At 69.2% G+C, this 14168-nt stretch carries 11 protein-coding genes; 3 read left to right on the top strand and 8 right to left on the bottom strand.

What is annotated here, in order from left to right; translation table 11 throughout:
- Positions 1-109: 109 nt before the first annotated feature.
- Positions 110-1063 carry a tripartite tricarboxylate transporter substrate binding protein gene (locus ASC95_RS27355; RefSeq protein WP_057300866.1) on the top strand — a complete coding sequence of 318 codons (954 nt, stop codon included), beginning with the start codon at positions 110-112 and terminating at the stop codon, positions 1061-1063.
- Here the strand turns inward: ASC95_RS27355 and ASC95_RS27350 are convergent.
- Complete coding sequence (locus ASC95_RS27350; RefSeq protein WP_157256534.1) at positions 1060-1647, bottom strand: TetR/AcrR family transcriptional regulator; 588 nt, start codon at positions 1645-1647, stop codon at positions 1060-1062. The genes ASC95_RS27355 and ASC95_RS27350 overlap by 4 nt on opposite strands.
- 89 nt (positions 1648-1736) lie before the next feature.
- Here ASC95_RS27350 and ASC95_RS27345 point away from each other — a divergent pair, with 89 nt between their 5' ends.
- Positions 1737-2723 (top strand): saccharopine dehydrogenase NADP-binding domain-containing protein, encoded by a 987-nt coding sequence (locus ASC95_RS27345; protein ID WP_057301095.1) that lies wholly within the window; start codon positions 1737-1739, stop codon positions 2721-2723.
- Here the strand turns inward: ASC95_RS27345 and ASC95_RS27340 are convergent.
- From ASC95_RS27340 to ASC95_RS27310, 7 genes are read right to left on the bottom strand one after another with little or no spacing between them, the layout of a single operon-like run.
- Complete coding sequence (locus ASC95_RS27340; RefSeq protein ID WP_057300865.1) at positions 2695-3729, bottom strand: glycoside hydrolase family 5 protein; 1035 nt, start codon at positions 3727-3729, stop codon at positions 2695-2697. The two genes, ASC95_RS27345 and ASC95_RS27340, sit on opposite strands and share 29 nt — an antisense overlap.
- Positions 3730-3745: 16 nt before the next feature.
- Positions 3746-4864, bottom strand: a complete 1119-nt coding sequence (locus ASC95_RS27335; RefSeq protein WP_057300864.1) for a glycoside hydrolase family 5 protein — start codon at positions 4862-4864, stop codon at positions 3746-3748.
- 4 nt (positions 4865-4868) lie between these two features.
- Positions 4869-6083 carry an AGE family epimerase/isomerase gene (locus ASC95_RS27330; protein ID WP_057300863.1) on the bottom strand — a complete coding sequence of 405 codons (1215 nt, stop codon included), beginning with the start codon at positions 6081-6083 and terminating at the stop codon, positions 4869-4871.
- A complete protein-coding gene (locus ASC95_RS27325) occupies positions 6080-8203 on the bottom strand; it encodes a GDSL-type esterase/lipase family protein (RefSeq protein ID WP_057300862.1) in 2124 nt (707 codons plus the stop codon). Before ASC95_RS27325 ends, ASC95_RS27330 begins: the two co-directional genes overlap by 4 nt.
- Positions 8204-8228: 25 nt before the next feature.
- Entirely contained in the window at positions 8229-9098 is an 870-nt protein-coding gene (locus ASC95_RS27320; RefSeq protein WP_057300861.1) for a carbohydrate ABC transporter permease, read from the bottom strand.
- Positions 9095-9973, bottom strand: coding sequence for a carbohydrate ABC transporter permease (locus tag ASC95_RS27315; protein WP_057300860.1), 879 nt, complete (start codon positions 9971-9973; stop codon positions 9095-9097). The genes ASC95_RS27320 and ASC95_RS27315 overlap by 4 nt, the downstream gene beginning before the upstream one ends.
- Positions 9970-11202, bottom strand: a complete 1233-nt coding sequence (locus ASC95_RS27310) for an extracellular solute-binding protein (RefSeq protein WP_057300859.1) — start codon at positions 11200-11202, stop codon at positions 9970-9972. Before ASC95_RS27310 ends, ASC95_RS27315 begins: the two co-directional genes overlap by 4 nt.
- A 314-nt stretch (positions 11203-11516) precedes the next feature.
- On the opposite strand from ASC95_RS27310, the gene ASC95_RS27305 reads away from it, so the two are divergent.
- Complete coding sequence (locus ASC95_RS27305) at positions 11517-14015, top strand: hypothetical protein (RefSeq protein WP_057300858.1); 2499 nt, start codon at positions 11517-11519, stop codon at positions 14013-14015.
- The last annotated feature ends 153 nt before the right edge of the window (positions 14016-14168 follow it).

Here is a 14168-nt window from a genome sequence, read left to right as displayed (position 1 = left end):
GAAAGCCCAACAAAGCTTTTGTCATGAGCTCATGCCTGTGCGGGTTCTCACGTTCCGCCGACCTCCAGTGGGCGTTAGGCTTGGCCGCTGACACCTTCAGGAGACGCCCGTGCGCAAATGCCTTCTTCCCGCTGCAGCCCTGCTGCTCACCTTGGCTGCCCAGGCGCAGGACACCTGGCCGAGCAAGCCGCTGCACTTCGTCGTGCCCTTCGGCCCGGGCGGGGCGAATGACATCGTGGCGCGCACGGTGGCCGAAGCGACGGCCAAGCAGCTGGGCCAGCCCATCATCATCGAGAACAAGCCCGGCGCCGGCTCCATGATCGGCGCGGCGTATGTGGCCAAGGCGGCGCCGGACGGCTACACCTTCCTGACGCCGGCGGCCGGCGTCATCACCAATGCGCTGATCAAGACGCGCATGCCCTATGCCGAGGACGACCTCGTGCCCGTCGTCATGATGGCCGTCAGCCCCTCCGTCATCGTCGTGCCGGGCGACTCGGCCATCAAGGATATGAAAGGCCTGATCGCGGCGTCCAGGAAGGGCCAGGGGCTGAACTTCGCGACGGCCGGCACCGGCAGCACGCCGCATTTCGTGGCCGAGATGCTCAAGCTCAAGGCCGGCGCCAAGCTGCAGATCGTGCCCTTCAAGAGTGGCTCCGAGGGCATGGCCGCGGTCGTGGGCAAGCAGGTCGACGCGACCTCGGAGGCCAGCCCGGTCGTGATGTCCATGGTCAAGGCGGGCAAGCTCAAGGCCATCGCCTCGACCTGGAACCGCCGCATCGCCGCGCTGCCGGACCTGCCCACCGCCCAGGAGCAGGGCTTCAGCGACGTCTTCATCGGCCACTGGTCGGGCGTGTTCGCACCCAAGGGCACGCCCGAGGCCATCCTCGACAAGCTCAACGCCGCCGTCAACGCGGCGTTGAAGTCGAGCGAGCTGCGCGCCAAGCTGATCCCGCTGGCCATCGATCCGACGGGCGGCAGCCGCGAGGATTTCCGCAAGTTTCTGGCTGCCGAGAAGGCCCGCCTCGCGCCCGTGGCCAAGGCGGCGCAGATGAAGGAAGACTAGCCAGCGGCCGCGACAAGGGCGCGCATCGCGCCCAGCAGCACGTCCGTGGCTTCATCTGGCGTCAGCAGCTCGGCGCTGACGAAGGCGCCGTTGACGAGCAGGGCCAGCTGGGCAGCGAGCGCAGTCGGCTCGCGTGCGTTCAGGCGTTGGGCGATCGTCGTGAGGCGGGACCGCAGCGCGCGCATGTGGGCGCGCGCCACGCCACGGGCCGGGTGGTCCTGCTCGGCGAATTCGGCCGCCACGTTGATCTGCGGGCAGCCCCGGTAGTTGGCGCGTCCCAGGCGCTCGCCGATCCAGTGCATCTGCGCGTCCAGCTCGGCCATCGCGTCGCCCGCGTTCTCTGCAGCAACCCGGTCCCAGGTCGCCCAGAAGTCCACGTCCTCCCTTTCCAGGAAGGCCACGATCAGGTCGTCCTTGGTTCGGAAATGGCGGTACAGGCTGCTCTTGGCGACGCCAGCCCGCTCGATGACGAGGTCGATGCCCACGGCCCGGACGCCGTTCTTGTAGAACAGCTCGGAGGCAACGCCCAGTAGGCGCTCGCGGACGTTCTGTGCTTCGGGGGCAGTTTCGGCAGGCATGTTCATCACGGCGGTCGATTCGGTGTTGACACGATACAGACCATTCTGTATCGTTCAAAGAACAGACAGGTCTGTCTCGTTCAAAAAGGATGATCATGGCGAAGCGAAATGGCAAGGCGATTGCGGTCTACGGCGCGGGTGGGCACACCGGGCGCTTTGTCGTCAAGGAAGCGTTGAGGCGCGGTTTGACGGTGGTCGCCATCGGCCGTGATGCGTCCCGCCTCCCGGCCGGCGTTCAGGCGCGGGTGGCGGCCATCGACGACGCAGGTGCGCTGGACGAGGCGCTCCAGGACTGCGGTGTGGTCATCAATTGCGCCGGGCCGTTTCTGGACACGGCCGCACCGGTCATCGAGGCGGCGCTGCGGGCCGGCTGCGGCTATATCGACGTGACGGCGGAGCAGGCCAGTGCCGAGGCGGTCTTCGAGAGGTTCGATGCGCGCGCCCGCGAAGCCGGCGTTGCCGTCATCCCGGCGGCAGGCTTCTATGGCGGCCTGGCCGACCTGCTCGCCAGCGCGCTGGCTAGTGACGGCCTGGTGGCCGACCTGGCGGTTGCCATCGCGCTGGACCACTGGTGGCCGACCGAGGGCACCCGCAAGACCGGCGAGCGCAACCAGGTGCCGCGCGTCGTGCTGCAGGAGGGCCAGCTGGTGCGCATGCCGACGCCCGCGGCCCAGCGCGACTGGGCGTTCAGCACCGAACATGGCGCTCAGGCGGTGGTCGAGCTGCCTTTCAGCGAGGTCATCACCATCGCTCGCCATCTGCCCGTGCGCAACCTGCGCTCATGGCTGACGCTGTCGTCTCTGCAGGAGATTCGCGACGCAACCACCCCGCCGCCCGTGGCCAGCGATGCGCAGGGGCGCTCGGCGCAACGCTTCGAGATGGTCGTGCAGGCGGGCGATGGCAGAAGCGCTGTTGCCCGCGGTCAGGACATCTATGCGGTGTCCGCCCCGTTGGTCGTCGAAGCCGCCGAGCGCATGCTGCAGCCGTCTTTCAATCGCAGCGGCGCGCTGGCCCTGGGCGAGGCTTTCAACGCCAAGGACTTCCTGAACGCCATCAAGGACGTCGAACTGCAGTGGGGCTGAGGAAGGGCTCCAGCCAGCGCATCTGCGGCTTGTCCTTGCCGTCTGACGCCGGCTCCAGCGACAGGAAATAGTCGCCCCAGGTCGGGCCGCCGGCCCACCACAGCCAGCCGTCCCAGACGTCCGCGTTCGCCCGCAGATGCTTGAGTGCGCCGGCTACCGCCTGCTCGCAAACGGCGTTGGCGCCGCCGCCTAGCTCGCCCAGGATGGCGCGGCGCTTGTTGGCCTTGAGCCAGGCGGTGAAACGCTTCAGGCGCTCGACGCCGATCTCGGGGCTGACGCATTCGGCATTCGTGCCCGAACCGTCCTTGTCGAAGTACTGGTGCACCTCGAACACCATGTGGTCCAGTGGGTCCCGCACCTTGCCCATCACCTCGGCGTTGGGGGTGCCGTACCAGCTGCTCTCGAACCAGCTCCAGGCGCCGGTGTAGCCATTGCCCGGCACGGTGACGAGGTTGGTCGCGCCAGTCTTGCGGATGGCGTCGATGGCGGCCTGGGCAGCCTGGCCCCAGGTCTCGGTGGGCATGTTGCGCGGCTCGTTGACGAGGCCGAACTGGACTTTCGGGTTGTCCTTGAACTGCAGCGACAGCCGGCGCCAAAAGTCGGCGAAGGCAGCGATGGGTACTTCCGGTTTGCCGACATGCACCTCCTTGTAGGCGGCGTAGTTGTGCGGGTCCAGCAGCACATGCAGGCCGCGGGCGGTCGCGCCGTCGACAAACTCACGCAGGCGGGCCAGCTCGGCCGCGTCGAACTCGCCGTTCAGCACGGGCTGCAGGCGCTCCCAGCGGAAGGCAATGCGCATGAGGTTCATGCCCTTGGCCTGGTAGTAGGCCGTGCTGGCCACCGTCGGGTAGACGAAGTCCTTGCCGTAGACGCCGGGGAAGGGCAGCTTCTCGCCCCATTCGGCGCTGGACAGGCTGATGCCGCGCCAGGGCAGCGGCTCGGCGGCGGCGACCGCGGGCAAGAGGACCGCCAGCAGGGCGGCGGCGGCGAGGGAGGGCAGCTTCATCGGGTCAGGTCTTTCGTCAGAGCGTGTTGCCGTACAGCGCCTGGACCAGGTCGGTCCGCCAGGCGTGGGTCTGCGGGTCGTAGAGGCCGAAGCCCGAGGCCAGCTCCCAGTACATCCAGGGCAGTTGCCGCGCGGCCATCTCGGAGCGCATCGCCTTCAGGTAGCGCACCCGGGCGCCGAGCGCCGCGCGGCTGTAGGCGCCGAACTCGCCGACGACGACCGGGTAGCCCAGGCTCTTGCCCGCGTTAGCAGCGAGGTCCAAGCCCTCGCGGATCTTGGCCAGCTGGGTGGCGTCGCAGCAGTCCACGCCCACGGGCGGCGAGGGGCTGATCCATTCGGCGCCCTGGTGCGTGAAGGTGAAGGGCTCGTAGTGGTGGACGGTCAGCAGCAGGTTGGCGTCCGCTGGCAGCTGCAGCTTGGCCAAGGCGTAGGGACTGTTCCACTGCACCGGCCCGATCATGACGACGCGGTTCGCGTTGCTGGCGCGCACCACGCGCAGGGCGCGCGAGGCCAGCGTGTTCCAGTCGGCCTCGAGCTTGTTGTGCGGCTCGTTGTAGAGCTCGAACACCAGGCCTGGCCCAGCAGCCGCGAAGCGTTCGGCGATCTGCTTCCACATCGCCAGGAAGCGCAGCTGCACCACGTCGGCCGCAACGCTGGCCTCGCCCGCCTCGACGGCGTCGCCGTCGAGCTGGTGGTAGTGGTGCATGTTCAGCACGACGGTGACCTTGCGCGCCAGCAGCTTGTTGACGATGCCCTCGACGCGGGTCATGAAGGCCGCGTCGATGGTGGCCGTCGCGTCGACGCTGGCGTGGTTGCTCCAGCGCACCGGCAGGCGCACCGCGTTGCTGTAGCCGGCGCCCTGGCCGAAGAGCTGGATGAACTCGTCCTCGACCTTCAACCCCCAGGCGCCTTCGCTGGGCGCCTCCAGCATGTTGCCAAAGTTGATGCCGCCGCCCAGCGCCGCGGCGGCAGTGCGGGCCTGCGCCGAGGCGCCGGGCGGTGTTCCGGACGGCATGGTCGGGTAGGCGGCCCAGGGGTCGACGGGCGGGGTCGGCGTCGGTTCGGCGGCGGCGCCGCCCCCGCCACCACAAGCGGCGAGCAACGCGATCAGCAGGGCAGTGGCAAGGCGGCCCATGGCGTCAGCTCCGCGCCGGCGGTTGCACACCGAGCGCGGCCAGCACGTCCTGGCAGGCCCCCATGGTGTGGTAATCGGTCTTGCCGGCGGGACTCTTCTCGTCGGTGACCTTGCGGTTGTCGGGCGCCAGGATGCGGTACCAGGCGCCGTGCTCGTGGTCGACGAAGTGCTGCCAGGCGTAGGCCCAGAGCCGGTCGTACCAGGCCCAGTAGGCGTCGTCGCCGGTGCGCACGGCCAGCCAGGCGGCGGCGGCGAGGCTTTCGGCCTGGACCCAGAAGTATTTGTCGCCATCGCAGACCTCGCCCTCAGGGGCGAAGCCGTAGACCAGGCCGCCGTGGGTGGTGTCCCAGCCGCGCTGCATGGCGGTGTCGAAGAAGTGGCGCGCCGTCGGCACAAGCCACCCGGGTGCCGCATCGCCCAGGCGCCGCTCCAGCATCAGCAACAGCTTGGCCCACTCGGTGAGGTGGCCGGTCTGGAAACCCCAGGGGCGGAAGATGTTGGTCTTGTCGTCGCGGTTGTAGTCCCAGTCGGGCGTCCAGTCGGTCTTGTAGTGCTCCCAGACCAAGCCGCCGGCCAGCGCAGCCTGGCGTTGGGCGATGGACGTTGCCAGCGTCAGTGCGCGGTCCAGGTAGCGGGCCTCGCCGGTGGCGCCGTGGGCGGCCAGCATCGCTTCGCAGGCATGCATGTTGGCGTTCTGGCCACGGTAGGAGCCGACCTGCCAGTCAGGCGTCGCCTCGTCGGCGTAGAGGCCGTGGGCGGGCTCCCAGAAGTGCTGCTCCATCAGCTCGAAGGTGGTGGCGATGCCTTCGCGGCCACTCGGCACGCCGGCCTCGGCGGCATGCGAGTTCGCCAGCAGCACGAAGGCCAGGCCGTAGCAGTGGTTGGTGCCGTCGGTGACGGTGGCACGGCCGTCTTGCCAGTCCAGCACCCAGGCATAGCCGCCCTGGGGTTGCGCGTGCGCTTGGTTCACGAAGGCCAGCGCATGCGCAACGTCGGCGACCGGCCCGCCGAACCAGCGCCAGGCCAGCGCATGGTTGAAGACGAAGCGCGTGCTGCTGACCAGGTGGCGGGTGCGGCGGTCGTAGACGGTGCCGTCGTCCTTGAAGAACTGGAAGCAGCCGCCGCTCGGGTCTTTCACGTGCGGGGCGTAGAAGGCGAGGGTGTGGCGCATGTGCGCCCACAGCGACTCGGGCAGGCGCATGTCGGGAATGGTCTTCATTTCAGGACCTCGGTCTGCAGGAAACGGGTCAGCTCGTCGGCCATCAGTGCGTGCACGTCGATGCGCGGGTGCGCCCAGGAGAAGGCCTCGAAGCGGTAGCTCCACACCCGGCTGTCGCCCTCGCCGTGCAGCGTCTGCACGGCGCCTAGCACGGCGCGCGGAATGGCCGGCTGTTCGCGCGGCGCTGACATGCCGCCCATCAGCAGCACGATCTTGGCGTACGGGTAGCGGCCGCGCAGCTGACGTACGAAGGCGAGGTAGCGGGGGCCGAAGTCCGCCGCGATCGGCTGGCCCTTGGACGCGGGGAAGCCATGGTCGTTCTGGCCGAGGTTGAGCAGCACGACGTCGGGCGCGCGCGGGTCCGGCGGCGCGACCGGCGCGTCCAGGCGCGGCGCAAAACGGTTCCACACCTCGGGCATCAGCAGCTGGTCCCAGGTGGCGGTGATGCCGATGCCGCTGATGGCGATGCCGACATAGTCCGCGCCCAGCTTCGCGGCCGTCACGGCGCCATAGGCCCGCGTACCGTCGTGGCTGGACAGGTCGGCGTACTGGTCCTCGCCGATGTCGCCATTGCAGGCGCCGGCGGTGATGGAGTCGCCGTAGAACTCCAGCTTCAACGGGCGCGGCGGTGGCGGGTCGAGCAGCTGACCGCCTTTGGCCAGGCGCAGGCCGAGGAAGACGCTTTCCGCCTGCGACGCCTCGGTGCGCTTGACGAGGCGCAGCTCGTGGGTGCCGGCCGGCAAGGGCAGCCGCCAGTCGGCCGGGCCGGCGCTGCGCAGCGCGAGCGCGTGGCGACGGCCGTCAACCTCGACGGTGAAATGGTTGATGCCGCCGCGCGAGGGCGCCAGGCGCAGCGCGAGCTGGTCACCGGTGAAGCGGGCGCGCAGCTCGCTGCCGCTCCAGGCCAGCAGCCTGCCACCGGGCGCGGCGCCGATGCGGCCGATCCAGCGCAGCTTGGGGTCGTCGGCGCTGATCAGCCCGGCCTGGCTCGACGGCGCCTCGCGAATGAAGTCGCTCGGGTGCGACTCGGGCGGGAAGATGCCGGCCGACATGACGGCCAGCAGGCTCGCCGGGCGGCCGCTGCCGGTCCATTCGTCCTTCTTCACCCGCACATGTAGCAGGTGAGCGCCGGGCTCGAGGTCGCGGCCGACGACGCTGTAGTGCCAGCCCAGATAGCCCTGGCGCTCGGGCACCTGGCCGCGCAGCGTAACGACGGGGCCGTCGTCCACCCAGGCCTCGAGGTTGCGGTAGCCCGCGCTTTCGGCATGGAAGACGGCGATCTCCCGGCCCCAGACGAGGAAGTGCGCTTCGGCATCGTCGGCGGTCGTTACCCAGCCGGGCTGCTGGCCTGTCCACTCGGGGTGCACCTCGCCGCCGCGCGCGAAGCCGTGCAGCTGGTAGGGCTTGAGGGTCTCGCCGGCCAGCATGCGCGTGAACTCGTGGGCACGGCCGTAGACGGGCTCTGGCAGGGCGCCGCCCTTGCCGGGCGTGGTGGCCCGCAGCGTCTCGGCCAGTGCGACCGCGATGCGTTGATGTCCGGTCGAGTTGGGATGCACGGGCTCGTCGTAAAGCGCCGCCCAGCGGTCCTGACCGGCATCGACGCGCGCCTGCATCCAGTGGCCGAAGTCCAGCGCTGTGAGACCGTAGTGGGCCGCCAGTTTCAATTGAATGTCGACCGCGTCACGCGCCTGGTTGCCCTGCTGCGTCAGGCCGAGCACCACGACTGCGGGCGGCTTCCTGGCGGTGAGCAGCTTGCGCAAGATGGCCTCGTAGCTGCTGTCGCGCACGGCAGGGTCCAGCCATTGGTCGTTGACGCCGAACTCGATGATGACGAGGTCGGGCGACTTGTCCAGCACCTGGGCCTGCAGCCGGTGCACGCCGGCGGCCGAGTCGGTGCCGCTGACGCCGGCGTTGACCAGCTTGACCTTGGGGCCGAGCGACCTGGCCAGCAGCGCCGCCCAGCCGCGCTCGCGCGGCGGCTGGGCAGCGTAGCCGGTCGTGATGGAGCCACCGATCGTGGCCAGGGTGATCGGCTCACCGGCATCCAGCTTCTGCATGACGGCTTGCAGCCGCGCATCCGCGTGGCCCAGCGTCGGGAGCGTCAAAGACAGCGCCAACATCAATCCTTTCAACAGCGACCTCATATCAACCTTTGGTGGCCCCGGCCTGCAGCCCGGCGACGAACTGCTTCTGGAAGATCAGGAACAGCACGACGGCCGGCAGCGACGCGAGCAGCGAGCCCGCCATCAGCACCGCGGCCGACTGCGGGTTGAAGCTCAGGTCGCCCGCCATCTTGCCGAGTTGCAGCGGTAGGGTCAGCGTGGCCGCGTCGTTGACGACGAGCAGCGGCCACAGGAAGTTGTTCCACTCGCCCACCGCCACGGGAATGGCGATGGCGGCGAGCGCCGGGCGCAGCATGGGCAGCACGACGCTCCACCAGATGCGCAGCGTGCCGGCGCCATCCAGCGTGGCGGCGCTGATGAGTTCGTCGGGCACGCTCAGCATGGCCTGGCGGAAATAGAAGACGACGAAGGCCTTAGCCAGGCCCGGCACCAGCAGGGCGGCGTAGGTGTTGATCCAGCCCAGCTGCGCCACGGTGACGAAGTTGGGCACGATGGTCACCTCCCAGGGCAGCATCATCGACACCAGCAACGCACGGAACAGCCAGCGGCTGCCGGGGAAGGGCTTCTTGGTCAGCACGAAGGCGACGAGGGACGCGGCCAGCAGGCTGACGACCGTGACGACGACGGTCACGAGCAGGCTGTTGGCATAGAAGCGCAGGAAACCATGGCCTTCGACCTGCACCTGCAGGATGCCGGCGAGCTTGTCCGGGTCGGCCGTGGTGCCCGTCCAGTCGGGGTTGAAGAAGTTGCGCGTGGTGGGGACCTGGGGCAGCAGCGTGGGCGGCTGGCGCAGCAGCTCGGCCACGCTCTTGAAGGCGCCGATGGCCATCCAGTAATAGGGCAGCAGCATGGCCGGCACCAGCAGCCACAGGGGCAGGCGAAGCCACTTCATCTTTCGCGCCCCACGAGCTTGAGGTTCAACCAGGTCAGGCCGAACAGCAGCGTCGTCAGTACCCAGGCGGCCGCCGAGGCCAGGCCGAGGTCGAGCTGGCGAAAGCCCCGGTCGAACAGGTAGGTGACCAGCATCAGCGCCGAGTCCAGCGGGCCACCCAGCGTCTCGACCGCGCCGTAGAGAAGATAGGGTTCGTAGAAGACCTGGAAGCTGGCGATCATGCCGGTCACGCTCACGTAGACCAGCGTGGGACGCAGGTTGGGCAGCGTGATGTGCAGCAGCTGTTGCCAGCGTGAGGCGCCGTCCAGCCGCGCGGCCTGGTAGAGCTCTTCGGGGATGGCGCGCAGGCCGGCGACGAAGATGACGAGGTTGTAGCCCAGCACCGACCACACGCCGACGAGCACGAGCACGGGCATCGTCCATTGCGGGTCGCCGAGGAAGCGCGCCGGCTCCAGGCCGACGGCCGCGCGGATGCTGTTGAACAAGCCATAGGCCTCGGAGTTGGCCAGCCACTTCCAGGCCGAGATGGCGCCCACGCCGCCGGCCACGGCCGGCAGGAAGAAGGCCACGCGCACGGCCTGGTGCAGGCGCGAGTTGCTGCCGAAACTTAGTGCCAGCAGCAGGCCCAGCAGCACGGCGATGACCGACACCGAGGCCATGTAGGTGGCGGTGTTGGCGAGCGCCGTCCAGAACCGTTCGTCGGCGAAGAGCTCTGCGTAGTTGCGCAGGCCGATCCAGTTCGGCGCGTCGGTGGCGTGGTAGTCGGTGAAGCTCAGCCAGGCGGAGCGCAACACGGGCCAGACGCCGAACAGGCCGAACAGGGCGAAGAAGGGCGCGACGAGCAGGATGTCGCGGCCATGGCGGCGCCAGATCATGGTTGCGCTTCCAAGGCCGCCAGCGCGCGGTTCATGACGGCGGCGGCGCGGCTCAGCTCCGCCTGCGGGTCGCCGCCGGCCAGCACGACGCGCTGCACGGCGCGCGTGACGATGTAGTCCTGGCGCATCCACGCGGGGCAGGGCGGCGGGCCCTCGGCGTCGGCGAGCTGCGTCAGCAGCGCCTCGCGGTTGGGCAGGGGCAGGCTGGCGATCTGGTCCTGCCGGCCGGACGGCAGCCACATGCCGCCGTAGGCCAGCGCCGCCTCGGCCATGCGCCGCGTGACCTCGGGCTGGTAGACGGTGCGCATGAAGTCCAGCGCCAGCGCGCGGTTGGGCGAGAAGCGCGTGATGGCCAGCACCGTGCCGCCCAGCACGGCGGTGCGCTTGCCCGTCGGCCCGACAGGCAGCGGCGCCGCCGCCCATTTGCCGACCAGGCCCTTGTGCACCATGTCCATGCGCGACAGCAGCCAGGTGCCGGACTGCATCAGCCCGTAGGCGCCGCTCTCCAGGCCACCGTCGGCATCGGGCCAGCCGTCGGTGGGCGCCTGCAGCTCGCGGTACAGGCGTGCGTAGTAGGTCAGGGCACGCACGGCCTGCGGGCTGTCGATGACGGCGCGCTGGCATCGCGCGTCGTAGACCGTGCCGCCAGCCTGGCGCAGATAGGGATAGAAGCCCAGCCAGCTGGTGTTGCCCCACTGCTGCGCAAAGCCGTGGCCCTGGGCGCGCAGCGTGCGGGCGGCGGTGATGAAGCCCTCCCAGTCGGCCGGCGCCCCGGTAGCCAGATCGCTGCGGTAGTACTGCAGCTGCACATGCATGTCGAAGGGGGCGCCGTAGAGCCGGCCGTCCGGGCGGCGGATGGCGCGCAGCGCACCAGGGTTGGCGTGCTGTTCAAGCTGGCGGGCCAGGTCGGGCGCCGCCTGGTTCAGGTCGACCAGCGCGCCCTTGGCGCCCAACGCAATCGCGTAGGAGGTGCTGCCGGTGACGAGATCGGGCCCGCGCCGGCTGGCCAGCGCCGCGGAGTACTTGGTCATGGCGTCGGCCCAAGGCACGTCGCGCACTTCCACGGCGACATCCGGGTGGGCGGCGCGGAAGGCGGCGACCGCCGGCTGCATCACCTGGGGTGTCTTGTCGTCGCCCACCATCCAGATGACCAGGCGAGCGGCATGGGCGAGCGGCGCGCCGGCCGCGAGACCGAGGACCAGCGCCGCCTGGGTGAGCAGGGCTTTCATTGCGGGAACGCATGGCCGGCGGGCCATCATGTCTCTTTGTTGTTTACTAAACGGCGAGGATTATGTGCGTCGGTTGAGCGTCTGTGTTGACTGTCTCTTCCAGAAAACATCAGGAATATCCCCGAGTGCTCGCTTTGTCGTAGAGAAACAGAATGCGCAACAAAACAATGTTTAGCTTTGCTTGTGGCGAAGCTGGAGACAGGCCGCAGCCGCATTGAGGCGCGGCGCAGGGGCGGATCGGCGATGCGTGCCGGTCGGCCCAGGGGTCTCCCGCCGCGGGCTGATGTGCAACGCAACCGCAACGACTCCAACACGTGAGCCCTGAACGACTGATCAATCTGCACGACGGCTGGCTGCTGGCCGAGGCGCCCGAGGGCCTGAGCGGGCCGGCGCTGTCGGCGCTGCCCGCCGATGACTGGCTGCCGGCCGCCGTGCCCGGCACGGCCCATGGCGCGCTGCTGGCGGCCGGTCGCATCCCCGATCCTTTCTACGGCATGAATGAGGCCGAAGTGCGCTGGGTCGGCGAGCGCCGCTGGGCGTGGCGGCTGGACTTCGAGGCCGGCGCACTGGCCGACCACGAGGACCTGGTCTTCGAGGGCCTGGACACCTATTGCAGCGTCTGGCTCAACGGCGAAAAGCTGCTGGCATCGGACAACATGTTCGTGCCGCGTCGTGTCGACGTGCGCCGGCGCCTGCAGCCCGGCCGCAACGAACTGCTGCTGTGCTTTGAGCCGCCGCTGCGCCGAGCCCGCGAGGTGGAGGCCGTGCATGGCAAGCGCCAGCTCTGGAACGGCGACAGCGCCCGTCTGCATGCCCGCAAGGCGCAGTACCACTTTGGCTGGGACTGGGGCCCCGAGCTGCTCGTCAGCGGCCCTTGGCGCGCCGTGCGCCGGCATAGCTGGTCGGCGCGCCTGGACGATCTGCATTGCCGCAGCGAGGTGGACGTGGCCGGGCGGCGCGCGACGCTGCAGGTCTCGGCGCGGCCCGCCGGTGCCGCTGGCTTGCGCTGCGCCTTCGAACTGCTGGACGCCGACGGCCGCAGCGTGGCCCGCCAGGTCGTGCCAGCCGATGCGGCGTGTGCGACGCTGAATGTCAGCCAGGCCCAGCTGTGGTGGCCGCGCGGGCTGGGCGGGCAACCGCTGTACACGCTGGTGGCCCAGTTGCTGGACGGCGATCAGGTCGTAGCGCAGGACAGGCGCCGCATTGGCCTGCGCACACTGCGCCTGGTGCAGGCGCCCGTCGAAGGCGAGGCGGGCAGCAGCTTTCATTTCGAGGTCAACGGCCAGGCCTTCTTCGCCGGCGGCGCGAACTGGATTCCCGACGACAACCTGCTGGAGCGCATCACGCCGGCGCGCTACCGCGAACGCGTGGCCCAGGCGGCCGCCGCCAACATGAACATGCTGCGCGTGTGGGGCGGCGGCGTCTATGAGCACGAGGCTTTCTACGAGGCCTGCGACGAACTCGGCCTGCTGGTCTGGCAGGACTTCCTGTTCGCCTGTGGCCTCTACCCCGCCAACGCTGACTACCTGGCCAGCGTGCGCGCGGAGGCTGAAAGCGCCGTGAAGCGCCTGCGCCACCACGCCTGCATGGCGCTTTGGTGTGGCAACAACGAGGACTACATGCTGGCCGAGTCCGTCGGCCTGGCCGGCCCGGGCGTGCCGGCCGAACGCTTCGAGGCGCGGGCGATCTACGAGGGCTTGCTGCCGGAGGTCTGCGCGGCGCTGGACCCGGACACCGTCTACTGGCCGGGCAGTCCTTTCACGCCAGGCGATGGCGTCAAGTCCTCCGACGCGACCGTGGGTGACCGCCACAGCTGGGAGGTCTGGCACCAGCAGATGCTGCCCTACCAACGCTATGGCGACGTGCAGGCGCGCTTCGTCAGCGAATTCGGCATGCAGTCGCATCCCTCGCTGGCGCTATTTGAATCGGTGCTGCCCAAAGCCGAGCGCTTCCCGGAGAGCCGCACGGTGCAGTGGCACAACAAGGCCGGCTCGGCAGCGGGGCCGGACGGGCATCGGCGCCTGTCGGTCTATCTGGCCGACAACTTGCGCGTGGGCGGCACGCTGGCGGATCACGTCTACGCAACGCAATTCGTGCAGGCCGAGGCCATGCGGGTGGCCTACCAGGACTTCCGCCGCCGCTGGCAGCGGCCTGGCGCGCGCGCCGTGGGCGGCGCCCTGGTCTGGCAGCTCAACGACTGCTGGCCGGTGACGAGCTGGGCCCTCATCGACTCATCGGGCACCGTCAAGCCCGCCTGGCACGCCGTGCGTCGTGCCTTGGCGCCGCTGGCCGTGGCCGTGCGGCTGGAGGCAGGGCAGGCGCGGCTGTCCGTCATGAACGGCGAGGCTCAGCCCCGTGAACTGGCGCTTCAGCTGCGCCTGTTCACGATGGACGGGCGCCAGCTTGCCAGCACCCGCGTCTTGCAAGCGGTTCCAGCGTCGACCAGCGTCGAGATGACCCAGCCTCTGCCGGGCTTTGACGAGCCCGTCGTTGCCGAGCTGTGTGCCTTTGGTACGGACGACCGCGAGCTGGCGCGGGATTGCGCGTGGACCGAGCCCTTCAAGTTCTACCGCCTGGCCGGCGCGCGCATCGCCATCGAGGCCGAGGGCCAGGCCTTGCGGCTGAGCTGCGACCGACCTGTCAAAGGCCTTTGGCTCCAGCACCCGGGCCTGGATCTGGCGGACAACTTCATCGATCTGGTGCCTGGCGCCGAGCGCCTCGTTGGCTCAAGGATGGCGCTACCGACATCCTTGGAAACCGTGGCACTCGAGCTGCCAGCACAGCACATCCATCTACGGAGAAAGGAGGGTTGAATGCAGGAGCCATGCGTATATCCCCTATCCCTTGTAGTCCGGATGTCCGATTTTTTGGACATCGTTAGCGTTACCAAATACCTGCGGCATAGAAACCAGCAGGACCGGCACGAGGCCTTCAGGGGCTGAGTGTTTCCCACCGAAGAGGAGCAA

The organism is Pelomonas sp. Root1217, assembly GCF_001425705.1.
GTDB lineage: Bacteria > Pseudomonadota > Gammaproteobacteria > Burkholderiales > Burkholderiaceae_C > Pelomonas.
This window is presented reverse-complemented; position numbering and strand designations above follow the sequence as displayed.